We start from the raw sequence: 24,012 nt of genomic DNA, 5'->3' as shown, positions 1-24,012 counted from the left end.
TCGAACCAGAGCAAAGGGATCACCGCTGATACGTTACCGGCCTAAAACCCATTGCGGGCCACATGGATACCCAATTCGCGGATTTTCTTGCGTAAGGTATTGCGGTTCAATCCCAGCAGTTCAGCGGATTTGAGCTGATTTCCTTTGGTGGCCTTCAACGCCAATTCGATCAGAGGCCGTTCCACTTCGCGCACCACCCGCGCATGCAAGCCCGACGGCGGAAGATGCGTGCCATGGGCCTTGAAATATCGGGTCAAGTGATGCTCTACCGCATCTTTCAATCCGCTTTCGCGCCAAGTACCCGCCCCGTTTTCCGATTCCGGTTCGGCATCCAGAATCTGCGCAATGGTGGCCTCGCCGATGGTTTCTTCCGGTGCAAGAACACACAGTCTTTGTACCAGATTTTCCAGTTCCCGCACATTCCCCGGCCAAGAATATGCACACAAACGAGACAAGGCTTTCCCGTCAAAGCGTTTGCCCGGCAAGCCTTGGGCCACAGCCCGATTGTTGAAATGCGCCAACAGATCGGGAATATCGCTCAAACGCGCGCGCAGCGGTGGGATCGTCAAGGGCACAACATTCAAACGATAATAAAGGTCTTCGCGGAAACGATGCGCCGCGACCAAGGCCTTCAAATCTTTATTGGTGGCGGCGATAATGCGCACATCGGCACGAATGGGCGTGCTTCCGCCCACCATGGTAAATTCGCCTTCTTGCAAAACCCGCAACAGGCGGGTTTGTGCCTCTATCGGCATGTCACCGATTTCATCAAGAAACAATGTGCCGGAATTGGCCTGCTCGAACCGCCCGACAGCGCGGCTATTGGCGCCTGTGAATGCACCGCGTTCATGGCCGAACAGATCGCTTTCGATCAAATCTTTCGGGATGGCCGCCATATTGACCGCCACAAACGGCCCTTTATGCCTGTGCCCCATATCATGAAGGGCGCGGGCCACCAGTTCCTTGCCGGTGCCGGATTCCCCTGTGATGGTGACCGTCAGATCGGTGGGCATCAACCGCGCCATAGCCCGATATAAATCCTGCATCACAGCCGACCGGCCAATCAACGGTATATCCGCTTGCGCTTCATCCTTGGGGGTTTGCACCGCATTTTGCCGGGCTTCCCTGGCCGCGCTTAAAACCGTGCGCTCCAGTTCATCCAGATCAAAGGGCTTGGCCAGATAATCGAAAGCGCCGCGCTGTGTGGCCGTGACAGCCGTCATCAAGGTGTTTTGTGCACTCATCACAATCACCGGCATCTGGGGATGCAGGTCACGAATTTTGGGAAGAAGATCAAGGCCATTGCCATCAGGCATCAGCACATCGCTCACCAGAACATCAAATCCGGCGGCTAAAACATGCTCCCAAAGCTGTGTACTATTTTCGGCCAGCGTGACTGTACAACCACACGCCTCTAATGATTGCTTCACAACCAGCCGGATCGCCCGATCATCATCGGCCACCAAAACCCTGATCGGCTCATGCATTGTCTTCCCCCTCCGCCCCGGTCGCGGCAGCAAATAATAAGGTAAAGCGTGCGCCGCCACCCCCGGCAACCTGCTTTTCCATGCCTGCATCCAGTTCCACAATGCCGCCAAGTTCGGCCACCAGCTTGGCTACCATCGCCAGCCCCAGCCCGGAGCCACCTTCCCGATCCGTGACAAATGGCTCAAAAATATGCTCTTTCAGATCGGCATTGATGCCCGGACCGTTATCGGCAACCGTGACTTCTACCGGCAAATCAACAATGCCGCCTTCTGCCATCGGCATACGCAAACCATGACGATAGGCCGTCACCAGATGAATTTCACCACCCTTTTCCGGCACCGCCTCGGCGGCATTTTTCACCAGATTGAGAAAAATCTGCACCAGCCGGTCCCGTTCCCCGAAAACCGGCGGCAGGCTGGGATCATAGTGCTCAACGATGCGTATATGCTTGGCAAAGCCGCTGCATGCCACATCGCGCACATGGCTTAAAATCGTATGGATATTCACCGGACGGCGGGTAAAGGGGCGCACATCGGTAAAATTTTCCAACTGATCCACCAGCCGATGGATACGGTCCACCTCTTCACGGATCAAGATCGCCATATCCTTGCCCGAACCAGAGCTTTGTTTTTCTAAAAGCTGTGCAGCCCCCCGAATACCGGACAAAGGGTTTTTGATTTCATGCGCCAACATACCGGAAAGGCCAAAAACCGTACGCGCCGCCCCTTCCAGATTGGAACGCCGCTGCAACACACCGGGCAAGCGCCGTTCTTCAAAAACCAGCAATACGGCACCGGCCCTATCGGCAATATGCGCGGCCTGCACATCGGCCAACATGCCCGCCAAATGGCCGGTAAGGGATAGCTCCCGCGCGACCACCACGCCCGATCCGGCGCGGATGCGGGACAGCAAGGGCGTAATGGCATTATCCGTTCCGCCGAACAAATCGGCGATGGTCATTCGGCATAAACTGTCTTCACCCAAGCCGAACAGGCTTTCGGCGGCCGCATTGGCAAAGCCGATTCCGTCTGCTTCATCCACCACAAGCATGGCCAGCGGCAAAGCATTGAGAATGTCTTTTTGGGATTTTTCGGTCGGGCCAGAGGATGCCCCAACCGGCTTCCCCTTCCCCGGCCCGCCATCGGTTCTGGCCATTTTAAGCCGCAGCAGATTTCAGCAAGGGCTTATAGAAAGCCGCGACCGCATCCAGAACTTCGGAATAATCGGATATCTGATTGACCCGATTACGGAATTCGGCAGATTCAGGAAGGCCCTTCGTATACCAGCCCAGATGCTTACGCGCCAGCCGCACGCCCACCGTTTCCCCATAATGGGCGATCATATCGCGGTAATGCTCCAAAACCAGTTCCGCTTGCTCTTCAAGGTCGGGATCGGCAATGCGTTGCCCGGTTTTCAGATAATGCCGCACCTGATTGATAAACCAGGGCCGTCCGTAGGTGGCGCGGCCTACCATCACACCATCGGCTCCGGAAAGCTCCAGCGCTTTATCGGCATCTTCCACGGTGTTGATATCGCCATTGACGATCACCGGCACCGAAACCGCCTGTTTCACATTTTTCACAAAGGCCCAATCGGCATGGCCCCGATACATCTGGCAACGGGTGCGGCCATGCACGGTGATCATCTTGATCCCCAGATCTTCGGCAATGCGGGCAAGTTCCGGAGCGTTGCGGCTGTTATCATCCCAACCTGTGCGCATTTTCAACGTCACCGGCACCGACACCGCATCCACCGTGGCCTTGATCAGGCTTGCGGCATGGTCCAGATCCCGCATCAAGGCTGATCCGGCATAGCCATTCACCACCTTTTTCACCGGGCAGCCCATATTGATATCGATGATATCGGCCCCCAGTTCTTCGTTCAGCCGGGCCGCTTCCGCCATGCTTTCCGCCTTACAGCCCGCAAGCTGCACCGACACCGGACGTTCATCCAATGTGGCCTGCGCCTTTTTCATTGAGTCGCGGGTGGCGCGGATCATCGCCTCCGAAGCGATCATTTCCGTCACCAGAAGCGACGTGCCAAACCGCTTGACGAGACGCCGAAAGGGTTGATCCGTCACCCCCGACATGGGAGCAAGGATAACCGGGTCCTTTATCTCGACCGGTCCGATGGTTATAGAAGGCGCAAGTCGCGTCATGATGCGCGGTCCACTTTCATTTCCGAACATGCCTAAAGTTTGAGCACTCTATATGTCACAGTCACAGGTGAATGCAACAAATCCGCCACGCATTGCCGTTTTGATCGTTGCCGCCGGACGCGGATACCGGGCCGGTGGCGGCATCCCCAAGCAATATCGCAAGCTGGGAACCGATTATGTCTTGAGCAAAACCATCCGCGCTTTTGCCTGCCATGAACGCATTGATAGCGTGCGTGTTGTCATTCACCCCGATGACCGGGCCTTTTATGACGAGGCCGCCCGCGATTTTGACATTGCTCCACCAACCCATGGCGGCGCAACCCGGCAGGCATCGGTGCGTGCAGGGCTTGAATCTCTGGCCGATAGTGCGCCAGACATTGTGCTGATACATGATGCGGCCCGGTGTTTTATCTCGCAAGCCGTTATTGACCGGGTGATCGACGCGGTGGATGCGCAAACCGGGGCGATCCCTGCCCTTGCCGTGACAGACACCATCAAGCGGGCCAATGGGGATTATATTGAAACCACGGTGCCGCGTGACCTGCTTTGGCGTGCACAAACACCGCAAGGCTTTCCATATCGGCCGATCCTGAACGCGCATCGGCAGGTAGCGGACAAGAATCTGGATTTGACCGATGATGCCGCCGTTGCGGAATTTGTCGGCCTTAAGGTGCGTCTTGCCCAAGGGGATGAGGAGAATATCAAATTGACCAACCCGCAAGATTTTCAGACATCCCATTCTGTGGCCCTTGAGCCGCGCACCGGCAATGGCTTTGATGTGCACCGCTTTGAACCGGGGGACCATTTATGGTTATGCGGCGTGAAGGTGCCCCATAGCGCCAAATTAAAAGGCCATTCCGATGCGGATGTGGGACTGCACGCGCTTACCGATGCCATTTTGGGCGCATTGGCCGATGGAGATATCGGCACCCACTTCCCGCCCGACGATCCGCAATGGAAAGGGGCGGCCTCGGATAAATTTCTCAGCTATGCCGGTGATTTGGTGGCAAAAGCCGGTGGACGCATCACCCATTGTGACGTGACATTGATCTGCGAGCGCCCTAAAATCGGTTCCCACAAGAACGCCATGCGCACACGCATTGCAGAAATTCTTGGGGTAGCGGAGGCGCGTGTTTCAGTAAAAGCCACGACCACAGAAGAATTGGGGTTTACCGGCCGCCGCGAGGGTATCGCTGCGCAGGCAACCGCCACTTTGCTGCTCCCGTCTTTGGAATAGGAATATCCCCATGCCCCTTCTCGCCCGCGCCATCGCCACATTGTTCGGCATTGGTTTTTTAAAGCCCGGCCCCGGTACATGGGGGTCATTAGCCGCCGCCTTGCTGGCCTTTCCCATTGTGGAATATTTGGGCATTTGGTGGCTTGTTGCCGGTACATTGCTGGTGAGCACCATCGGCATTTGGGCAGCAGAAGGTTATGAACGGCTAAGCGGGCGGCACGATCCCAAAGAGGTGGTCATCGATGAAGTGGCCGGGCAATGGCTGACTTACCTGCCCATGCTGTTTTTCGCCAACATTTCCTTCGATTGGCGGTTTTATGCCCTTGGTTTCGCCTGTTTCCGTTTGTTTGACATCCTGAAGCCCTGGCCCATCCGCACGGTGGATCAACAACTTCCCGGCGGGGTGGGCACCATGGCAGACGATCTTTTGGCCGCCATACCCGCCGCCTTCTTGCTGTGGGGCCTATATTGGGGCGCGACTTTCATATAACATAAATTTATCGTTATTTTCTGAAAGCCCGAAACGGGAGGAAATCATGGCTGGCCCAGCGACTCATATCACCGGACTTGGGGGCGTTTTCTTCAAATGCGCCGACGCAGATAAAACCCGCGAATGGTACACAAGGGCATTAAGGATGCCCATTGATCCCAATTATGGCGGGGTGGGCTTTAAATGGCGGGATATGGATAATCCGGAGACAATAGGGCAAACGATCTGGAGCCCTTTTTCCGGAGAAAGCGATTATTTCGCACCATCGAAATCCGATTTCATGATCAATCTTCGGGTTGCCGATCTGGATGGGCTTTTAAAGCATCTGGAGTCCGAAGGCATCGAACGCGTGGGCGATGTAGTCGATGAGGTCTATGGGCGCTTTGCGTGGGTTATCGACCCCGATGGCCGCAAGATCGAGCTGTGGGAGCCCAAGGACGAGGAAGAAAACGCCTGCGAATGAGCACATTCCCCCCTTGTTTGATGGAGGAAGCGCGGGCGCTCGTCGCGGCCTGCCGCGCCCGTAAAATCCTTGTTGCAACAGCGGAATCCTGCACCGGCGGGCTGATCGGTGGCGTGATCACCGAAATCGCCGGATCGTCAGATATTTTCGACCGGGGTTTTATTACCTATTCCAATGAAGCAAAGATGGAATTGTTGGATGTTGCGCCATCCTTGCTCAAAACCCATGGAGCGGTATCAGAGCCTGTGGCCCGCGCTATGGCGGAAGGGGCGCTCGGCCATTCCCGCGCCGATATGGCCGTATCTGTTACCGGCATTGCAGGCCCCGGCGGTGGCACGCCGGACAAGCCTGTGGGCCTTGTGTGGTTTGGGCTGGCGCACAGAGGGGGCCAAACAATCGCACAAGAACACCGCTTCGGCGATTTAGGCCGTCACGACATTCGCCTTGAAACCGTTCGGCAAGCAATCCGCCTGTTAACGCCCACGCACTGATCTCCACCCTTGTTGGCGAAAACCCGGGGGTGGCCTTCGGTATAGCGAGTCTCACCGGCTTGTGTGCTGCATGTGGGGGAAATTGCCCTTATCTTGTATCTTATGAGTTCATATACGCGCCGCGCCGCCCTCACCCTTGCCTTGATGCTTTCCAGCCTGCCGTTCAAGGTGGACGCGCAGACCGTTTCGGCGGGCGACCGTCTCAATCTCGGTCTGGCCATGAAAATCGCCACGGAATTTGGCGAACAAGACTGGCCGCACATGGCCAAGGCGTCACGCACCACCTTGCTGATCGCTCCAGATGAACAGGCGATCATCTGTTTGGATGATGCCCCCGAAGGGTTTGAGCGACAGAGCGAAGACCTGCTGGATTGCCCGATTCATTTGACAAAAACGCCGCATAATCCTTATCGCATCCGCGCCTTCACCACCTTTGGCCGAACGCCGACCGTGATTATCGGCTCCCCCTATAGCGCCGAACCTTTTGCCCTATGGATCGGCATTTGGTTGCACGAACATTTCCATCAATATCAGATGTCCCGGCCCGATTACCGTGTTGAGGCGGAAAGTCTTGGCCTTGCCGAACCGGGCGATAGTGCCGGCGCATGGATGACCGATTATGATTTTCCCTTCGCAGACAAGTCTTTGAATGAAGCCTTTGATAAAGTTGGGCGCACCGCCCTTTCTGCATTGAAAGCAACAGACGACGGCGCCCTTCACAAGGGAGTGGAAGCCCATATTCATGCCTTGAACGATTTTGAGGCCATTGCCGGACCGCGCTCAACACGATGGGCCGCCTTTACAGCATGGCAAGAAGGCACAGCAGATGCGTTTCAGATCCATATGCTTATGAAAACGGCTGAAAACGCGCAGATTTTCGGTTTGGACGGCCAAAAATCGAATTTCCTAAGAACCGCCAAACGCCAACAGGCGCAAATGGAAAGCCGCCTGCGGTCAGCCGATCTGGCGCGGGATAAAGTTCTGGCCTTCTATGCGCTGGGGGCCGCACAAAGCCAAATTCTGGAACGATTGAATACGGATTGGAAAACCCGCTATAGAACCGAGCCTTTTACGCTGAAATTGCTTTTGGAACAGGCCATTTCCCGGCCATTGGGGCAGTGATCAGCTTGTGGAGCCCTGACCATAGATTTTGTCGGCCCGCTGCTCGAAAGCCCGCACCATGCGGCTCACGGCTTCTGTAAAAACGGCACCGGCCAAGCGCTCGAACAAATGGCTTTTAAATTCAAAGTCCACACAAAAATCAATGGCACAGCCACCATCTTCCACATCATGGAAGGTCCAGTCATTGTGCAGATAGCGCAAGGGGCCTTTGATATAATCCACCCGCACATGGCGCGGATTATCTAAAGTCACGCGGGAGGTAAAGCGTTCCTTGAACACCTTGAACCCCACGATCAAATCAGCCTGAAAACTGTTTTCCCGCCGGTCATATACCCGTGCGCGCACAAGCCAAGGCAAAAACTCCGGATATGCCTCCACATCGGCAACCAGATTGAACATCTGTTCCGGGCTATAGGGCAGATATTTGCGTTCTTCGTGATGAGGCATAAGGCTGGCTGAAACCCGGTTAGTCTTGTCTTGCCGTCTTGGCCAGCTTTTCTTCCCGCGCTTTACGCATACGCGCGAAATCCTCACCGGCATGATAGCTTGACCGGGTTAGTGGCGACGCGGATACCATCAAAAAGCCTTTGGAGCGTGCCAGCGATTCATAATTGGCAAATTCATCAGGGGTAACAAAGCGGTCCACCGCCGCATGGCGCGGTGTGGGCTGCAAATACTGGCCAATGGTCAGGAAGTCGATATCCGCCGAGCGCATATCATCCATCACCTGGCTGACTTCCAACCGTTCTTCCCCCAAACCCACCATGATCCCGGATTTGGTGAAGATCGACGGGTCTACCCGCTTTACCGTTTCCAAAAGCCGCAAGGAATTGAAATAGCGTGCGCCGGGGCGGATGGTGGGATAAAGGCGCGGCACCGTTTCCAGATTGTGGTTGAACACATCGGGGCGGGCTTCGGCCACCCGTTCGATCGCGCCGGTTTTATGGCGGAAATCAGGGGTGAGGATTTCAATGGTGGTATTGGGGGCGCGTTTGCGCAATTCCTCGATCACCCGCACGAATTGGGTTGCGCCGCCATCGTCAAGATCATCCCGATCAACCGAGGTGATAACGATATGCTCCAGCCCCATTTCACCGCAGGCTTCCGCCACATGCACCGGCTCCAATGGGTCCACCTTGCCCGGCATGCCGGTTTTGATATTGCAAAAGGCGCAGGCCCGCGTGCAAATATCCCCTAAAATCATCACCGTCGCATGTTTTTTCTGCCAGCACTCACCGATATTGGGGCACGCAGCCTCTTCGCATACGGTGTTCAGCCCCAAGCGCTTCATGAGCTTTTTGGTTTCGCCGAATTCCTTCGACATGGGCGCTTTCACGCGCAGCCAATCGGGCTTGCGTTTGTAGCTTTTATTGTCGCGGATGGGCGTTACATCACTCATAAAAAAATCCCGGTCCAAGGAACTGGCTATGGGGCCAACATAAGCCCCCTGCCCCTAAAAACAAAGAGGCAAGGTGCAAAGATCAGCCATGCAATCTGGTATGGCCACGCCTTTTAGTAATGGATGGCGCGGTCATAGGCATCGAGTACACTTTCATGCATCATTTCCGAAAGGGTCGGATGCGGGAAGATGGTGTGCATCAACTCGGCTTCCGTCGTCTCCAGCGATTTTGCCACCGCATAGCCCTGGATCAGTTCGGTCACCTCCGCCCCGATCATATGGGCCCCCAGAAGCTCGCCGGTTTTTTCATCGAATACGGTTTTGATAAAGCCTTCAGGCTCGCCCAATGCGATGGCCTTACCATTACCGATGAAGGGGAATTTACCCACTTTCACCTTATGGCCCGCTTCTTTTGCCTGCTTTTCCGTAAGCCCTACCGAGGCCACTTGTGGCCGCGCATAGGTACAACCGGGGATCAGGTCTTTCTTCATCGGGTGAAGGCCTTTGACACCGGCGATTTTTTCAACGGCGATGACCCCTTCATGGCTGGCTTTATGGGCAAGCCAAGGCGGGCCGGAAATATCCCCGATGGCCCAGATGCCATCAACACCGGTGCGCCCCCATTCATCGGCCACCACATGGCCGCGGTCCACCTTCACCCCGGCCTCTTCAAGGCCAAGATTTTCCACATTGCCGGTGATGCCGATGGCCAAAATCATCCGGTCCACGGTCAGTTGCGTGGTTTTACCGTCTTTGCCTTTGATATGGGCGGTCACACACTCGGACTTGGTGTCGATCTTTTCCACACTGGCGCCAAGGACGATCTTCATGCCCTGCTTTTCAAACTGCTTCTTGGCAAAAGCCGATACGTCTTCATCTTCCACCGGTAAAACGCGGTCCATCATCTCGATGATGGTCACCTCCGCCCCCATATCGCGGTAGAAGCTGGCGAACTCTACCCCGATGGCCCCGGACCCCACAACCAGCAGGGATTTGGGCATAACCTCCGGCGTCATGGCATGTTTATAGGTCCAGACCAGCTTGCCGTCGGCCTTCAAATGCGGCAGCTCTCGCGCCCGCGCACCGGTGGCAAGGATGATGTCTTTGGCTTGCAATTCGGTGGTTTTTCCGTCCGCCTTCACGGTGATCTTGCCTTTGCCCTTGAGCTTGGCTTCTCCCATGATGGTGGTTACTTTGTTTTTCTTGAGCAGACCCTTCACACCGGTATTCAGCTGCCCAGCCACCTTGCGTGACCGTGCAACCACTTTCTTAAGATCGAACCCTACCTCTTTGACAGACAATCCAAAATCGGCTGCATTATCCAGATAATGTTTAATCTCGGAGGTGCGCAAAAGCGCCTTGGTGGGGATACAGCCCCAATTGAGGCAGATGCCGCCCAGATGCTCGCGCTCGATGATCGCGGTTTTCAGGCCCAATTGCGCCGCACGAATAGCGGCCACATAGCCACCCGGCCCCGCGCCGATCACGATCAGGTCGAATTTTGTCTCGCTCATCTGTTTGTCCCTTTATCGTGTTCCGGCAATAATCACAAAAGCATGGTCATGGGATCTTCGATATAGCCCTTGAAGGCCTTGAGGAATTCGGCCCCGAAGGCCCCGTCCAGCACCCGATGATCCACTGCCAATGTCACCGTCATCACCAGTTTGATGGCCACCGCATCGCCATCGACCACAGCGCGCTTTTCCCCCGCACCAACGGCCAGAATAGCCCCTTGCGGCGGATTGATCACCGCCCCGAATTCGCGGATGCCGAACATTCCCAGATTGGAGATCGAAAAGGTGCCGCCCTGATAATCTTCGGGCATCAGCTTACCGTCACGCGCCTTTGTAGCCAGTTCCTTCATTTCACCGCTGATCTGGGCCAACCCCTTTGATCCGGCATCGCGCACCACAGGGGTAACAAGCCCGCCATCAACAGCCACCGCCACAGAAATATCCTGCCGTTTGAACAGATAAGCCTTATCGCCTGCGAACATGGCATTGGCCTGCGGCACTTTTTTCAGTGCCAAAGCAGAGGCGCGAATGATGAAATCATTGACCGATATCTTGACGCCCTCGCCTTCAAGGCGGGTATTCAGCGCCTTTCTTTGCGCCATCAACTTTTCAAGTTCCACATCTATGGTGAGATAGAAATGCGGCACATGGGATTTGGATTGGGTCATGCGCTTGGCGATAATCTTGCGCATCCCGGACAGCTTCACTTCATCATAAGGCACATCCGCCGGCGGTTCAAAGCCCGGCACATCAACCCCGGCCGGTGCCGGAGCCGATGGGACTGCCTTGTCCTGCGAGGCCGCCTTATCAGCAGTTGCAGGGGCCGCTTTGCCATCTTTGGCCGCTTCGATATCGGCTTTCACGATCCGCCCTTTTGGACCGCTGCCTTTGATCGCCGCAAGATCCAGGCCCAGTTGCTGAGCCATACGGCGCGCCAAAGGTGAGGCAAATACACGGCCACCATCATCGGATACGGGCGCCGCAGGCGCTTTGGCATCCGTCGCCTTGCTATCCGAGGCTTCCGGCTGCTTTACTGGGGCTTCGCTTTCCGATGCCTTTTGTGCAGACCCGTCAGATGCATCACCACCGGCCCCTTCAAGGGCGCTTTCGTCTTCACCGTCTTCCAGCAACAAGGCGATCACATCATTCACCGGCACATCTTCCGTGCCTTCCGCAACAACGATCTTGCCCACACGCCCTTCATCCACCGATTCCACTTCCATGGTGGCTTTGTCGGTTTCGATTTCGGCGATAATATCGCCCGATGAAACCTCATCCCCTTCTTTCACCAGCCATTTGGCCAGCGTTCCCGTTTCCATGGTTGGCGACAGCGCCGGCATAAGAATTTTAATGGGCATGAAACTGTTCCCTCTTCTGTGCGGGGCGACACGCTGATGATGCGCACCTGTTCGAACCTAGAGCATGCCCCTTTTTGCACAGGGGCGCGAAAAATCTCAATGCCGAGATTGAGTGTCCTGTCGGCATGGCAGGATGGGCTTTTTGATCCAGCGGGCTGATCTCGGGCCCGGTATCATCCGCCCTGTTCTGGCCTCTTTCTCCACTATGGATAAAATCCGAAAAATTTTTACCTTTTTCCATTTTATCAGATAGTTAGAAAAAAAGTGGCACATCAAAGGTGGTACAAATAGAGCAGAAAAGGAAACCCGCCCCACATGCAGGAACGGGCTTCCTTAAAATTCGGCCCCGCCAAGTTCAATCGCGGTAGCACACTTTTTTCACAGCCTTCACAATGCGATCCGGCGAAAGCAACCACAGCTTTTCCAGATTGGCAGCATAAGGCGTGGGCGTATCTTCATCGCTCACCCGCAATACCGGCGCATCCAGATAATCGAACGCATCTTCCATCAATCGCGCCGAAATCTCGCTCGCGATAGAGCAAACGGGCCAGCCTTCTTCCGCGACCACGCAGCGATTGGTTTTGCGCACCGATTGAACCACCGTCGGCAAATCCAAAGGCCGCAAGCTGCGCAGATCCACCACTTCCGCCTCGATGCCTTCTTCCGCCAAAGTTTCAGCCGCAGCCAAGGCCTCGCGCACAGCGATGGAATAGGCAACAATGGTCACATCCGAGCCTTGGCGCACCACTTTCGCCTTGCCGATGGGGAGCACAAAATCATCCAGTTTCGGCACATCGAAGCTTTGGCCGTAAATGATTTCATTTTCCAAAAACACCACCGGATTGGGATCGCGGATCGCCGCTTTCAACAAGCCTTTGGCATCCGCAGCAGAATAAGGAGCCACCACCTTCAGACCGGGGACGGAGGCATACCAGGACGCAAAATTCTGGCTGTGCTGTGCCGCCACCCGCGCCGCCGCCCCATTGGGGCCACGGAACACCACCGGCACATCCACTTTGCCACCGGCCATATAGCGCTGTTTGGCCGCCGAATTGATGATATGATCAATGGCCTGCATGGCGAAATTGAACGTCATGAACTCGATCACCGGCTTCAAGCCACCAAGTGCGGCCCCGGTGCCAAGACCGGCAAAGCCATATTCGGTGATCGGCGTATCAATCACGCGTTTATCGCCGAACTCTTCCAGCAAGCCCTGGGTAACCTTATAGGCACCTTGGTATTCCGCCACTTCTTCGCCCATGACAAACACCATGTCATCGCGGCGCATTTCTTCGGCCATGGCATCGCGCAGGGCTTCCCGCACCGTTTGCTTGACCATTTCCGTGCCGGCAGGAATTTCTTCTTCATCAGCGATCATCGGCTCTGCAGGGCGCGTCGGGCGCTCCGCCGGTTCGTCATTATCATCAGAGGCGCTATCGTCGGCTTTTGCCGCAGAGGCTTTTTCAGCAGCTTGTGTGCCAGCCCCGTCCAGCGCGGCTTTGTCTTCGCCATCTTCCAGCAGCAAGGCGATCACATCACCGACAGGCACATCTTCGGTGCCTTCGGCCACCAGCAACTTCCCGATGGTGCCTTCATCCACCGCTTCCACTTCCATGGTGGCCTTGTCGGTTTCGATTTCGGCGATGATGTCGCCAGCGGCAACACTGTCGCCTTCCGACTTCAACCATTTGGACAACGTCCCCGACTCCATGGTCGGCGACAGCGCGGGCATCGTGATTTCAATGGTCATAGCTGTCTCGCGCTCCTCAAGACTCGACGAGAATGTCGGTATAAAGCTCGGATGGATCGGGTTCAGGGGCATTGCGGGCATAATCCGCAACCTCCGACACCTCGTCCTTGATCTCTTTATCGATGGATTTCAGCATATCTTCCTCAGCACCGTCTTCCAGCAACCGCTTCTTGATAAACTCGATGGGATCGCGTTCTTCACGGGTGGTTTGCACCTCATCGCGTGTGCGGTATTTCGCCGGATCGGACATGGAATGGCCACGATAGCGATAGGTTTTCAATTCCAGAAGAATCGGCCCGTTTCCTTCGCGCACATGCTTCACAGCCGCATCGGCGGCCGCCCGCACTTCAAGCACATTCATGCCATCCACCAGCTTGCCGGGAATACCGAAGCTTTCTCCACGCTTGTAAAGCTCTTGCTGCCCCGAAGACCGGGCCACAGACGTGCCCATGGCATATTGATTATTCTCGATGATATAAATCACCGGAAGATTCCACAGCTTGGCCATGTTGAAGGCTTCATAGACCTGGCCCTGATTGGCTGCGCCATCGCCAAAATAGGTCAACACCACATTATCGGTGCCCTTATATTTGGCTGCAAAGGCAAGGCCCGTGCCCAAAGGCACCTGCGCGCCAACGATCCCATGCCCACCAAAAAAACCGGCTTTGGGATCGAACATATGCATCGACCCGCCCTTCCCCTTGGCAATGCCGCCAGAACGGCCCGTCAATTCCGCCATCACGGATTTGGGGGAGGCTCCGCTCACAATGGCATGGCCATGGGCGCGATAGCCGGTAATGATGCTATCCCCTTCTTTCAGAGCCGATTGAAAGCCAACAGCCACGGCTTCCTGACCAATATACAAATGACAAAATCCACCGATCAGGCCCATGCCATAAAGCTGGCCGGCCTTTTCCTCGAAACGGCGGATGAGTGTCATCTGTTTATAAAAGTCCAGCATCTCGTCGCGGCTGGCCTTATATTCAGGCAATGCCTTTGCGTTGCTGCCGGACGTTTTGCTGGATCGGGGGGGAGAAGTCTTTGCCATCAAGCGACCCGTCTTCAAGAGGAACAGGATATAAATTCGGTTACACAGGAAACGACTGTCCATTTCCAGCCCGGGACCTTTCCATCAGGTCGCCAAGCCGCTTCCATCAATATCGGTGAGGACGCTTGTTTTCAAAGGAAAAAGCGCCCGACTTCATGCGCAAGCCATACTGCAGCGCAGCAAAAAAACCACCGGATACCAAGCTAATAAGGGGTGATCAGGCGATCAGGGTCAAGCACAACAACCTCGTCGGGATGAACAAAACCAAGGGATCGACGCGCTTGTTCATCCAACATATCAGGATCGAGATTGTCCGGCCGCAAAAGAGCCACACGCGCCTCAAGTGATTGGCGCTTATCAGCCATGCTCTCAGCGCGTAACTCCAAAACCCGGGCTTTCTTCTCCAACTCCCGCAAAGCCAACAGGCCGTGTTCCCCCTGAATCGCATGAAACAGGAAATAGCCGAGCACCATGATCAACAAGGCGGGCACGACGGCACGACGCATGCGGCGCTGTATGGAAATGCTGGACCTCATAAGTGAATCGAATCACATGCGCCATGTTCGATCAAGAAAAAATTGTGGAGATTCAATTTTTTAGTCCTTGTTTTTAAAAATGGGGAACGAACGTCCAAGTCTTTGACAGGATTCAGAAAATCATAAAATAAACGCGCCACAGACATTTAATTTCACCAAAATAGCCTATTTTTCTTGACATTTTATCCTATTTGGATAATTTAAAGCCATCCAAAAACCTCCACGAGCTTATAATCAGGAGAATGCTTGATGGCATTACCGGCTTTCGATGCCTTAACGGGGCTTGTGGACCGTGTTTTCGGGGTGGTGGACAGCCTTGTCACCGATAAAGATCAAGCCGCAAGGCTCAAACACGAACTGCATATGACATTGTCGAAGCTGAATCTGGCACAGATGGCCGTCAATGCAGAGGAAGCCAAACACGCCTCTTTATTCGTTGCTGGCTGGCGGCCTTTTATCGGCTGGGTCTGCGGGGCGGCTTTGGCATGGCAGTTTATCCTTGCCCCCATCCTGCAATGGGGACTGACATTGGCAGGGTTGGAGCTGACCTATAGCCTGCCCCAAGTGGCCTCAGACAGTTTGATGGAATTGGTTCTTGCCATGTTGGGCATGGCGGGCTTGCGAACCTATGAAAAACGCAGCGGCGTTTCCCGTGAAAAGGTAAAGCACCGATAAACAAGCAGGCAAGGCAGCCCGCAAGCTGCCTTGCCTGATAAAGCTTTTGCCAAAACCTGTCAGCGCTGCTTCAAAGCATGCCCCCCGGCATAATCGGCTGCCGCCCCCAGCTCTTCTTCAATGCGCATCAATTGATTGTATTTAGCCAACCGATCAGACCGCGCTAATGACCCGGTTTTGATCTGGCCGCAATTGGTGGCCACCGCCAGATCGGCAATGGTGGAATCTTCTGTTTCACCGGACCGGTGCGACATCACCGCCGTATAGCCAGCCCGCTGGGCCATATCCACGGCCGCCAGTGTTTCTGTCAACGTGCCGATCTGGTTCACTTTCACCAGAATGGAATTGCCGACACCTTCTTCGATCCCCCGCGCAAGACGCGCCGGATTGGTGACGAACACATCATCCCCCACAAGCTGCACATTTTTGCCCAAGGCTTCGGTAAGCGCGGCCCAACCGGCCCAGTCATCTTCGGCCATGCCATCTTCGATGGAGACAATGGGATAGGACTGCGCAAGTGTTTGCCAATAGGCCACAAGCTCTTCAGAATTGAGGGATTTTCCTTCACCAGCAAGGACATATTTGCCGTCTTTGAAAAATTCTGTCGAGGCCGCATCAAGGGCAAGAAGCACATCTTCGCCTGCTTTATATCCGGCATCGCCAATGGCATCCATGATCACATCCAGCGCCTCGGTGGTGCTGCGGAGCGCCGGAGCAAAGCCGCCTTCATCACCAACAGACGTGGACAAACCCATGCCACCCAGCTTTTTCTTCAGGGCATGGAACACTTCCGCTCCCATTCGCACGGCATCGGCCATGGTCGCAGCCGTTGCCGGCATAATCATGAATTCCTGCACGTCGATGGCATTGTCGGCATGTTCGCCCCCATTGATGATGTTCATCATGGGAAGCGGCAAAATCCGCGCGGACGGGCCACCCAGATACCGATAAAGCGGCTGCCCCAAACCATCGGCTGCGGCCTTGGCAACGGCCAGGCTGACACCCAGAATGGCATTGGCGCCCAAACGGCCTTTATTTTCCGTGCCGTCCAGATCGATCATGATCTGATCGATTTCCACCTGATGTTCCGCATCAAGGCCAGACAGCGCATCGAACAATTCACCATTCACCTGATCGACGGCTTTCAACACACCTTTGCCGCCATAACGGCCGCCACCATCGCGCAGTTCCACCGCTTCATGGGCACCGGTTGAGGCGCCAGATGGAACGGCTGCCCGCCCAAACCCGCCATTATCAAGGATAACATCAACCTCGACCGTGGGATTGCCGCGTGAATCGAGGATTTCGCGGCCAATAATATCAAGAATGGCGCTCAAGACAATTTCTCCCAAAAATGGTGGAAAATAGGAAATATTATGCGTGTTATCCCTACTCCCAAGTGTCAGTTCCGGCAACCGTCTTGGCGTAATTTTCACAATTTCAAAGCAGATTTCGCCTCGTCAGACACCAAAGTGCGCTCAATGGGATGAAGATCATGCTGTGTGGCGATGGTAAGGCCAAATCCCGCCTCTTCAGGGATTACCAATCGGCGCTTTCCCGTACCGATAATTTCCGGCGTCACTGTAATCACCGGCGTTTGTCGGGTCTGGCGCAAGGCATCCGCCACCGTATCCGCCCGCGCCAGCTTCATCAGATTAAGGCGGGTGGGAAACATCAGGGGTTGCACGCCAGCCTCCCACGCTGCCAACAGATCACACGGCCTGCGCCATTCCAGATGCAAATTTTCAATACCGTCCGACGAGGCTTTCTGATCATAAGGCGCGCGCGCCAGATAAAAGCGCGTATCAAACCGCTTGGGTGAGAGTTCCGGCGTAATCCAATGGGCGAAAGGCATCAGATCCGCCAAAGGCAACCGTAAACCGGCAAGACGGACCAGGCTTTTAAAGGATAAAGCCCCTTGATGCAGGCGGTAGCGATAGCTGCGGGCCAGCCGTTGTCGCTGTTGTTCTGCCGGTAAGCGGTTGCGTATCCCCGTTCGGGCACAAATCAGCCCCGTTTCTTCAAAAACTTCGCGGATAGCGGCCACCCGAAACGGCCAATCGCGGGGCAAGCGTCGGCCTTCCCGTCCATTATGATCCGTTGCTTGCTGCAAGGCCGTGGATTTATCGGCAGCATCGACCCGCCCACCGGGAAACACCAACATGCCGCTGGCAAAGGTCATGGCGCGGCTACGTTCCACCATCAAGACCTCTAGCCCCTGCCCTCCATCACGTACCAGCAACACCGAAGCGGCGGGCTCGGCGTTCACCGGCTTAAAGCCCTGCGGCCAATTCATCGCTCACTCCTCTTGCACCACATCTATCACGCCATCCAATGAGCCAATGGCCCCGGCAAGGGCAGGCGTGACCCGATATAGTCCCGGTAGATCCACTGTCGCTTCACAGCCATTGGCAAGTTGCATGATGATGCGGATCTGCCCACGTCCGCCTTTGTGCCGCTCTGTTTGCTGGGCGATGATGGGGGCGACCTTGCCATTGCCCAGATAAATCTCCAGCCCGGCATCGGACTGCGCGGCCACCGTTTCCAAAGACATCATTCCTTTGGCCGACAGGCGGACCGCATCGTCATCGGGGCGCTGGCGCACCTCCACATCCAGAACGATAGGTTCGCCCTTTTCCACCAAAAGCCGCGCACTTTCCAAAGAATCCTCAAACACCATCACTTCAAACCCGCCCGAAGCATCGGACAAGCCAAACACCCCGAAGGGCCGGTTTTTCACTCGTGATTTGCGCTCGCCATAACTTTCGATCGCTCCGGCCATTTTCACCGTGGTGCCCACATAATCCGCGCCAGACGTCACTTCCGCCGCCGATTTCACACGGAAACGCCGCAACACAGTGGCATAGCCATCAAGGGGATGGGCCGACAGATAAAAGCCAATGGCCGAAAGCTCGCGGGCCAATTGTTCGGAATCCTCCCAAGGTGGCCGCGATAGCAAGGGCGGGCGTTGATCCATCCCGGTGCCGCTTGCATCGCCGAACAGGCTTACCTGTTTGCTGTTGCGCGTTTGTGCCGTCATCTGGGAATGGCGCAACAGCATCTCGGCACAAGCAGACATGCGCGCGCGGTTGGAGTCCAGACGATCAAAGGCTCCGGCCGCCGCCAATTGTTCGATCTGGCGGCGGTTGATCAAGCTGGGGTCCAGCCGCTCGGCAAAATCGAACACATCTTTAAAGGGACCGTTTTCGCGGCGTTCCGATACAAGCTGTTCCATGGCTTTTTCGCCCACCCCCTTGATCGCCGCCAAAGCATAGCGAATAGCAAGGCCAGCACGCGGATCATCCGGCGACACCGGATCTGCATCCGGATCGGCGGGGGCTTTCTCTACCTGGAACACCACATCGGACGCGTTCACATCGGGCAATAAAAGCGGGATACCCATTTTCGCCAATTCCTTTTTGAACATACCGAGTTTGTCGGTGTTGTTCATATCCAGTGTCATGGATGCGGCCATGAATTCGACCGGGAAATTGGCTTTCAAATAGGCGGTATGATAGGCCACCAGTGCATATGCTGCAGCATGGGATTTGTTGAACCCGTAGCCCGCAAATTTCGCCAACAAATCAAAAATTTCATTGGCTTTGGCCTCGTCCACGCCGTTCTTCGCCGCACCGTCCACAAAGCGGGTGCGCTGGCGGTCCATCTCGTCGACCTGCTTTTTCCCCATGGCGCGGCGCAAGAGATCGGCTTCCCCAAGGCTATAGCCCGCCATCACCTGGGCGATCTGCATCACCTGTTCCTGATAAATGGCGATGCCATATGTTTCCTCCATGATATGGGCGATCATGGGATGGGGATATTCTACCGTCTCCTTGCCGTGCTTACGGCTGATATAGGTGGGGATATTTTCCATGGGGCCGGGGCGGTAAAGCGCCACAATAGCGATGATATCTTCAAATTTATCCGGCTTTAGCCCCTTCAGCATGGCCCGCATGCCGGTGGATTCAAGCTGGAACACCCCGGCCGTATCCCCGCTGGACAACAGCTCGAAGGTTTTGGGATCATCCAATGGCACCGACGCCAGATCCACGGTGATGCCCCGTTCGGCAATATGCTGGACCGCATAATCCAGCACAGTTAGGGTTTTAAGGCCAAGAAAGTCGAACTTCACCAGCCCAGCCTGTTCCACCCATTTCATATTGAACTGGGTTACCGGCATGGGGGAACGCGGATCACGGTATAAAGGCACCAATTGATCCAGTGGCCGGTCACCGATCACCACCCCCGCTGCATGGGTCGAAGCATGGCGATAAAGCCCTTCCAGCTTCAGGGCACGATCAATAACCCCTGCGGTCAAAGGATCGTCACGGCGGGCTTCGCGCAGGCGCGGCTCTTCGGCAATGGCTTCGGCCAGTGTTTTGGGGTCTGCGGGATTGCTGGGCACCAATTTGCACAGGCGATCCGTTACCGGATAGGGCTGCTGCATCACCCGCCCCACATCGCGCAATACCGCCCGCGCCTGCAGCTTTCCAAAGGTGATGATCTGGGCCACATGGTCAAAACCGTATTTGTCCTGAACATAGCGGATCACCTGTTCGCGCTTGTCCTGACAAAAATCCACGTCGAAATCGGGCATGGACACACGTTCGGGATTGAGAAAGCGCTCGAACAGCAAAGAAAAGCGCAATGGGTCCAGATCGGTGATGCGCAAAGCCCATGCAACCAAAGACCCGGCACCGGAGCCACGGCCCGGCCCCACGGGAATACCGTGATCCTTTGCCCATTGAATAAAGTCCGAAACGATCAGGAAATAGCCGGGAAACCCCATCTTGTTGATGATATCCAGCTCATAATCGAGCCGTTCAAAATATGGCTTGGCTTTTTCGGAACGGGCCGCTTCATCATCAGATGCCGCATAAACGGCACTCTCTAATCGCTCTAACAGCCCCGCATGGGCCTGATCGCGCAGCATATCCGCTTCAGAAATATCGGCGCCGGCGGCGAAATTCGGCAAAATCGGCGCCACTTTTTCCACTTTGAAGGCGCAACGCTTTGCGATCACCAAAGTATTCTCGATGGCTTCGGGCAAATCGGAAAACCGGGCCACCATTTCCCGTGCCGACTTCAAACCGTGATCCGGTGTGAGCCGACGGCGTTCACGGGTTTCCACATAGGTGCCTTCGGCAATGCACAATAAGGCATCATGGGCTTCATACATGGACGCATCGGGGAAAAAACACTGATTGGTGGCCACAAGGGGCAAATCCCGCTCATAGGCCAGATCGAGAAAAGCCGCTTCGGTTTGTGACTCTTCCTCAAGCCCGTGGCGCTGGATTTCCATATATAACCGGCCGGGGAACAGGTCGGTCAGATCATCCAGCAGTGCCTTTGCCTTGTCCATCTGCCCATCGCGCAGCAAATGCCCCAATGGTCCCAAAGCGCCACCAGTAAAGGCGATAATACCTTCCGTGCGCCCATCTTCGCGCAAATCATCGATGGTAATATGCGCCGCTTCATGGCCATCGCTTTCCAGATGCGCTTTTGAAACCAACTTCATCAGATTGGCATAACCTACCGGATTCTGGGCCAGAAACACCAAGGCTTCAGGAGCCGGTTTGCGGCCAGACCGCGGCAGGGCCAGATAAGGATTTTCGATCGGTAGCGTCACACCCACAATAGGCTGGATCCCTGCTCCCGCCAGTGTTTCGGAAAACTCCAAAGCACCGAACATATTGGCAGTGTCCGTCATGGCGACGGCAGGCATCTTGAGCTCAGCACACAGGCTGGCAAGGTGCTTTATGTGGATCGCACCTTCCGACAGCGAATACGCCGTGTGAACGCGCAAATGGACAAATTCAGCATGAGACATGACTGTGGCTTAGGCCATTTTGACGTTCATTTCCAGCCGCCGATCACCGCACCCATGATGACCATGGCCACCACAGGCATGCCTTCATTGATCGTGAACAGCCGCATAGAGCGATTTTCAAACACATAAACCGGCAAAGCAGCAGGGACGGAAATCATCAAGCTGATAAAAAGCCCCATCAATGCGCCTGTGAACCAATTTTCCACTCCGGCCCATTTGCTTAATAAGGCCAGCCCGAAAGCCAGCACAATGGCCGCAAGAAAAGCATATCCAAGGGCCGGAAGCATGCTTCGGTCGTCCAATTCATCGGGTTTAAAGCGGTTTTCCTGAGCCCAGCTTTTTCCAAAGGCCAATGGCGAATACCAAAGCCCCGCCATCCCCAGATAGACGATGGCCGCAATAACAATGGCAAGATAATTCAATTGAAACAGAATCATAAAGGCCGCTCCTCTCCAGAGACAAGGCCGCATTATACCTGCTTTATGGTAGAATATAGAAGAAATAGAGAAAGGCATCGGCAAAAGCTGGACAGAGGACCAGCTTCAGACCAGTTTCCCACCCCGAATGGTCAAGGTGCGATCCATCCGTTCGGCAAGGCCGGGATTATGGGTGGCCACAAGGGCCGCCAGATTATGCTCGCGGGCCACATCCACCAGTTCGTTCATCACCCGTCCGGCCGTATCTTCATCCAGATTGCCTGTGGGCTCATCGGCCAACAAAACAGCGGGCCTGTTCGCCAAGGCCCGCGCAATGGCCACCCGTTGTTGCTCCCCCCCTGAAAGCTGTGCGGGGCGATGGGTCAAGCGATCGCCAAGGCCCAACCGTTCCAGCAATTCCGACGCACGCATATTGGCCGCTTTGGTTCCCGATCCGGCAATGATCAGCGGCATGGCAACATTTTCAATGGCGGAAAATTCCGGCAGCAAATGATGAAACTGATACACAAATCCCAAGGCATCAAGGCGCACACGGGTGCGGTTGCGTTCAGACGCATCGGCAAGGGATTGATCGGCGATATAAACCGCGCCGGAAGAAGGCCGCTCCAACAGCCCGGCAATATGCAGCAAGGTGGATTTCCCAGCCCCGCTTTGTCCCATCAGACCAACAATCTCACCGGGGGCAACCTCAAGGCTTACGCCGCGCACCACATCCAGAATGCGCGCCCCTTGCCGATAGGATTTCGACACAGATTCTATACGGATTGCGGCGCTCATTCGTACCTCAACACATCAACGGGATCGAGGCGGGCCGCGCGCAAGGAAGGCGGCAGCGTAGCAAGAAACGACAACACCAATGCCATGACAACGATCAACGCCACTTCAGACACATCAAGCACGGCAGGAATTTCCGACAAAAACCGCACTTCCGCATTCCACAAATCGGTGCCGGTCAGCGCTTCCAGCAGCGTTTTGATGCCCTGGATATTTTCGCAGAACAACACGCCCAAAAGCACCCCTAAAACCGTTCCCACAACGCCAACGCTGGCACCGGAAATAATGAAAATACGCATGATCGAGCCTTGGCTGGCCCCCATGGTGCGCAAGATCGCCACATCGCGCGCCTTGTCTTTCACCAGCATGATCAGGCTGGAAATAATATTGAACGCCGCCACCACGATAATCAAAGTGAGGATCAAGAACATCACATTGCGTTCCACATCCAAAGCCGACACAAGGCTTTGATTGGTTTGCCGCCAACTTGTGACAAAACCCGCCCCTCCCACAAGGCGATCAATGGCAGGCATATAGCTTTCCACATCTTCGGGATGCTCCACCATCACTTCGATATTGGTGACGGCATTCCCATAGCGGAAGAATGTTTGCGCTTCCGATAGCGGCATACCGATAAACAGATTGTCAAAATCATAAATCCCGACATCCAATGTCGCCGCCACCTGAAAAGACACACCGCGCGGCAAAGAGCCGAAAGGCGTGGCCGTAAAGCTCGGCGCGATCAAGGTCACTTCGTCGCCCGCAGAAACACCCAGCCCACGGGCCAAACGATAGCCCATGACAATGGTGCGTTCATAGGCCAGTTCATCCAAAGAGCCGCTACGCACCGTCATGCCTTCCAGCTTGTGGAAGTCCAGATCCTCATCTGTCAGCCCGCGCACAAACGCTCCGGATGCCCGACCGTCTTTGATGGCCATTACCTGCGCATGAATATAAGGCGAAGCCGATTTAACGCCGGGAACATCCAAAATGGCCCCGGCCATCGGGCCGTAATCCCGCAAATTGCCATCATAGGCAGAGACGATCACATGGCCATTAAAGCCCAGCAATTTCGCCACCAGTTCCTGCCGAAACCCATTCATCACCGACATCACGATGATCAAAGTGGCAACGCCCAGCATGATGCCAAGAAAAGAGAAAATCGCGATCAGGGAAATGAACCCGTCAGCACGACGGGCGCGTAAATAACGCATGGCAACAGACCATTCAAATCGTGAAAAC

General features: G+C 55.3%; 22 protein-coding genes. 6 read left to right on the top strand and 16 right to left on the bottom strand.

The genetic code is table 11. The features are described from left to right. Positions 1–41: 41 nt before the first annotated feature. From ntrC to dusB, 3 genes are read right to left on the bottom strand one after another with little or no spacing between them, the layout of a single operon-like run. Positions 42–1,487, bottom strand: coding sequence for a nitrogen regulation protein NR(I) (gene ntrC, locus IEX96_RS02080; RefSeq protein ID WP_150005904.1), 1,446 nt, complete (start codon positions 1,485–1,487; stop codon positions 42–44). Continuing rightward, positions 1,480–2,643, bottom strand: coding sequence for a two-component system sensor histidine kinase NtrB (locus IEX96_RS02075; protein WP_150005903.1), 1,164 nt, complete (start codon positions 2,641–2,643; stop codon positions 1,480–1,482). Before IEX96_RS02075 ends, ntrC begins: the two co-directional genes overlap by 8 nt. Position 2,644: 1 nt before the next feature. Then, the gene (gene dusB, locus IEX96_RS02070) at positions 2,645–3,646 is read right to left on the bottom strand and encodes a tRNA dihydrouridine synthase DusB (RefSeq protein WP_188873390.1); all 1,002 of its coding nucleotides are present in this window, start codon (positions 3,644–3,646) and stop codon (positions 2,645–2,647) included. 52 nt (positions 3,647–3,698) lie between these two features. On the opposite strand from dusB, the gene IEX96_RS02065 reads away from it, so the two are divergent. The 5 genes from IEX96_RS02065 to IEX96_RS02045 all read left to right on the top strand — a co-directional run bounded on the left by IEX96_RS02065 (position 3,699) and on the right by IEX96_RS02045 (position 7,449). After that, positions 3,699–4,883, top strand: coding sequence for a bifunctional 2-C-methyl-D-erythritol 4-phosphate cytidylyltransferase/2-C-methyl-D-erythritol 2,4-cyclodiphosphate synthase (locus tag IEX96_RS02065; protein WP_150005902.1), 1,185 nt, complete (start codon positions 3,699–3,701; stop codon positions 4,881–4,883). Positions 4,884–4,893: 10 nt separating this feature from the next. Continuing rightward, positions 4,894–5,373 (top strand): phosphatidylglycerophosphatase A family protein, encoded by a 480-nt coding sequence (locus IEX96_RS02060; protein ID WP_150005901.1) that lies wholly within the window; start codon positions 4,894–4,896, stop codon positions 5,371–5,373. Positions 5,374–5,419: 46 nt separating this feature from the next. Continuing rightward, positions 5,420–5,836, top strand: coding sequence for a VOC family protein (locus IEX96_RS02055; protein ID WP_150005900.1), 417 nt, complete (start codon positions 5,420–5,422; stop codon positions 5,834–5,836). After that, entirely contained in the window at positions 5,833–6,327 is a 495-nt protein-coding gene (locus IEX96_RS02050) for a CinA family protein (protein ID WP_150005899.1), read from the top strand. The genes IEX96_RS02055 and IEX96_RS02050 overlap by 4 nt, the downstream gene beginning before the upstream one ends. A gap of 102 nt (positions 6,328–6,429) precedes the next feature. Then, positions 6,430–7,449 carry a hypothetical protein gene (locus IEX96_RS02045; protein ID WP_188873389.1) on the top strand — a complete coding sequence of 340 codons (1,020 nt, stop codon included), beginning with the start codon at positions 6,430–6,432 and terminating at the stop codon, positions 7,447–7,449. Here IEX96_RS02045 and IEX96_RS02040 read toward each other — a convergent pair whose 3' ends face one another. The 7 genes from IEX96_RS02040 to IEX96_RS02010 all read right to left on the bottom strand — a co-directional run bounded on the left by IEX96_RS02040 (position 7,450) and on the right by IEX96_RS02010 (position 15,024). Next, complete coding sequence (locus tag IEX96_RS02040) at positions 7,450–7,896, bottom strand: type II toxin-antitoxin system RatA family toxin (RefSeq protein ID WP_188873388.1); 447 nt, start codon at positions 7,894–7,896, stop codon at positions 7,450–7,452. Positions 7,897–7,915: 19 nt separating this feature from the next. Then, entirely contained in the window at positions 7,916–8,848 is a 933-nt protein-coding gene (gene lipA, locus IEX96_RS02035; RefSeq protein WP_150005895.1) for a lipoyl synthase, read from the bottom strand. 113 nt (positions 8,849–8,961) lie between these two features. Next, the gene (gene lpdA / locus IEX96_RS02030) at positions 8,962–10,362 is read right to left on the bottom strand and encodes a dihydrolipoyl dehydrogenase (RefSeq protein ID WP_188873387.1); all 1,401 of its coding nucleotides are present in this window, start codon (positions 10,360–10,362) and stop codon (positions 8,962–8,964) included. Between the two features lie 32 nt (positions 10,363–10,394). Then, positions 10,395–11,720, bottom strand: a complete 1,326-nt coding sequence (locus IEX96_RS02025) for a pyruvate dehydrogenase complex dihydrolipoamide acetyltransferase (protein ID WP_150005894.1) — start codon at positions 11,718–11,720, stop codon at positions 10,395–10,397. 355 nt (positions 11,721–12,075) lie between these two features. Next, on the bottom strand, positions 12,076–13,470 hold the full coding sequence (locus tag IEX96_RS02020) for a pyruvate dehydrogenase complex E1 component subunit beta (RefSeq protein WP_150005893.1): 1,395 nt from the start codon (positions 13,468–13,470) through the stop codon (positions 12,076–12,078). Positions 13,471–13,486: 16 nt separating this feature from the next. Further along, positions 13,487–14,518: a pyruvate dehydrogenase (acetyl-transferring) E1 component subunit alpha gene (pdhA, locus tag IEX96_RS02015; protein WP_188873386.1), complete on the bottom strand. Its 1,032-nt coding sequence runs from the start codon at positions 14,516–14,518 to the stop codon at positions 13,487–13,489. Between the two features lie 203 nt (positions 14,519–14,721). After that, positions 14,722–15,024 carry an FtsB family cell division protein gene (locus IEX96_RS02010; RefSeq protein ID WP_150005892.1) on the bottom strand — a complete coding sequence of 101 codons (303 nt, stop codon included), beginning with the start codon at positions 15,022–15,024 and terminating at the stop codon, positions 14,722–14,724. Between the two features lie 279 nt (positions 15,025–15,303). Here IEX96_RS02010 and IEX96_RS02005 point away from each other — a divergent pair, with 279 nt between their 5' ends. Continuing rightward, on the top strand, positions 15,304–15,729 hold the full coding sequence (locus IEX96_RS02005) for a 3TM-type holin (protein WP_150005891.1): 426 nt from the start codon (positions 15,304–15,306) through the stop codon (positions 15,727–15,729). A 59-nt stretch (positions 15,730–15,788) separates the two neighbouring features. On the opposite strand, the gene eno is transcribed toward IEX96_RS02005, so the two are convergent. From eno to IEX96_RS01975, 6 genes are all read right to left on the bottom strand, one after another. Continuing rightward, positions 15,789–17,066 (bottom strand): phosphopyruvate hydratase, encoded by a 1,278-nt coding sequence (eno, locus tag IEX96_RS02000; protein WP_150005890.1) that lies wholly within the window; start codon positions 17,064–17,066, stop codon positions 15,789–15,791. Positions 17,067–17,161: 95 nt separating this feature from the next. Beyond that, positions 17,162–18,025, bottom strand: coding sequence for an NUDIX hydrolase (locus tag IEX96_RS01995; RefSeq protein ID WP_188873385.1), 864 nt, complete (start codon positions 18,023–18,025; stop codon positions 17,162–17,164). Positions 18,026–18,028: 3 nt separating this feature from the next. Then, positions 18,029–21,559 (bottom strand): DNA polymerase III subunit alpha, encoded by a 3,531-nt coding sequence (gene dnaE, locus IEX96_RS01990; RefSeq protein ID WP_188873384.1) that lies wholly within the window; start codon positions 21,557–21,559, stop codon positions 18,029–18,031. 26 nt (positions 21,560–21,585) lie between these two features. After that, entirely contained in the window at positions 21,586–21,996 is a 411-nt protein-coding gene (locus IEX96_RS01985) for a DUF1761 domain-containing protein (RefSeq protein WP_188873383.1), read from the bottom strand. A 105-nt stretch (positions 21,997–22,101) separates the two neighbouring features. Next, positions 22,102–22,773, bottom strand: coding sequence for an ABC transporter ATP-binding protein (locus IEX96_RS01980; protein ID WP_150006128.1), 672 nt, complete (start codon positions 22,771–22,773; stop codon positions 22,102–22,104). Further along, positions 22,770–23,984, bottom strand: coding sequence for a lipoprotein-releasing ABC transporter permease subunit (locus IEX96_RS01975; protein ID WP_373293734.1), 1,215 nt, complete (start codon positions 23,982–23,984; stop codon positions 22,770–22,772). The genes IEX96_RS01980 and IEX96_RS01975 overlap by 4 nt, the downstream gene beginning before the upstream one ends. Between the last annotated feature and the right edge of the window lie 28 nt (positions 23,985–24,012).

It is taken from the genome of Iodidimonas muriae, from assembly GCF_014647255.1.
Taxonomy (GTDB): Bacteria; Pseudomonadota; Alphaproteobacteria; order Sphingomonadales; family Rhodothalassiaceae; genus Iodidimonas; species Iodidimonas muriae.
Note: the sequence above shows the minus strand (reverse complement) of the source record. Positions and strands in the feature narration are given on the sequence as shown.

Excerpts from the sequence above, each read along its gene's own strand:
- ntrC (WP_150005904.1), bottom strand. The coding sequence starts at position 1,487 with ATGCATGAGCCGATCAGGGTTTTGGTGGCCGATGATGATCGGGCGATC.
- IEX96_RS02075 (WP_150005903.1), bottom strand. The coding sequence starts at position 2,643 with ATGGCCAGAACCGATGGCGGGCCGGGGAAGGGGAAGCCGGTTGGGGCA.
- dusB (WP_188873390.1), bottom strand. The coding sequence starts at position 3,646 with ATGACGCGACTTGCGCCTTCTATAACCATCGGACCGGTCGAGATAAAG.
- IEX96_RS02065 (WP_150005902.1), top strand. The coding sequence starts at position 3,699 with ATGTCACAGTCACAGGTGAATGCAACAAATCCGCCACGCATTGCCGTT.
- IEX96_RS02060 (WP_150005901.1), top strand. The coding sequence starts at position 4,894 with ATGCCCCTTCTCGCCCGCGCCATCGCCACATTGTTCGGCATTGGTTTT.
- IEX96_RS02055 (WP_150005900.1), top strand. The coding sequence starts at position 5,420 with ATGGCTGGCCCAGCGACTCATATCACCGGACTTGGGGGCGTTTTCTTC.
- IEX96_RS02050 (WP_150005899.1), top strand. The coding sequence starts at position 5,833 with ATGAGCACATTCCCCCCTTGTTTGATGGAGGAAGCGCGGGCGCTCGTC.
- IEX96_RS02045 (WP_188873389.1), top strand. The coding sequence starts at position 6,430 with ATGAGTTCATATACGCGCCGCGCCGCCCTCACCCTTGCCTTGATGCTT.
- IEX96_RS02040 (WP_188873388.1), bottom strand. The coding sequence starts at position 7,896 with ATGCCTCATCACGAAGAACGCAAATATCTGCCCTATAGCCCGGAACAG.
- lipA (WP_150005895.1), bottom strand. The coding sequence starts at position 8,848 with ATGAGTGATGTAACGCCCATCCGCGACAATAAAAGCTACAAACGCAAG.
- lpdA (WP_188873387.1), bottom strand. The coding sequence starts at position 10,362 with ATGAGCGAGACAAAATTCGACCTGATCGTGATCGGCGCGGGGCCGGGT.
- IEX96_RS02025 (WP_150005894.1), bottom strand. The coding sequence starts at position 11,720 with ATGCCCATTAAAATTCTTATGCCGGCGCTGTCGCCAACCATGGAAACG.
- IEX96_RS02020 (WP_150005893.1), bottom strand. The coding sequence starts at position 13,470 with ATGACCATTGAAATCACGATGCCCGCGCTGTCGCCGACCATGGAGTCG.
- pdhA (WP_188873386.1), bottom strand. The coding sequence starts at position 14,518 with ATGGCAAAGACTTCTCCCCCCCGATCCAGCAAAACGTCCGGCAGCAAC.
- IEX96_RS02010 (WP_150005892.1), bottom strand. The coding sequence starts at position 15,024 with ATGCGTCGTGCCGTCGTGCCCGCCTTGTTGATCATGGTGCTCGGCTAT.
- IEX96_RS02005 (WP_150005891.1), top strand. The coding sequence starts at position 15,304 with ATGGCATTACCGGCTTTCGATGCCTTAACGGGGCTTGTGGACCGTGTT.
- IEX96_RS01995 (WP_188873385.1), bottom strand. The coding sequence starts at position 18,025 with ATGAATTGGCCGCAGGGCTTTAAGCCGGTGAACGCCGAGCCCGCCGCT.
- dnaE (WP_188873384.1), bottom strand. The coding sequence starts at position 21,559 with ATGTCTCATGCTGAATTTGTCCATTTGCGCGTTCACACGGCGTATTCG.
- IEX96_RS01985 (WP_188873383.1), bottom strand. The coding sequence starts at position 21,996 with ATGATTCTGTTTCAATTGAATTATCTTGCCATTGTTATTGCGGCCATC.
- IEX96_RS01980 (WP_150006128.1), bottom strand. The coding sequence starts at position 22,773 with ATGAGCGCCGCAATCCGTATAGAATCTGTGTCGAAATCCTATCGGCAA.
- IEX96_RS01975 (WP_373293734.1), bottom strand. The coding sequence starts at position 23,984 with ATGCGTTATTTACGCGCCCGTCGTGCTGACGGGTTCATTTCCCTGATC.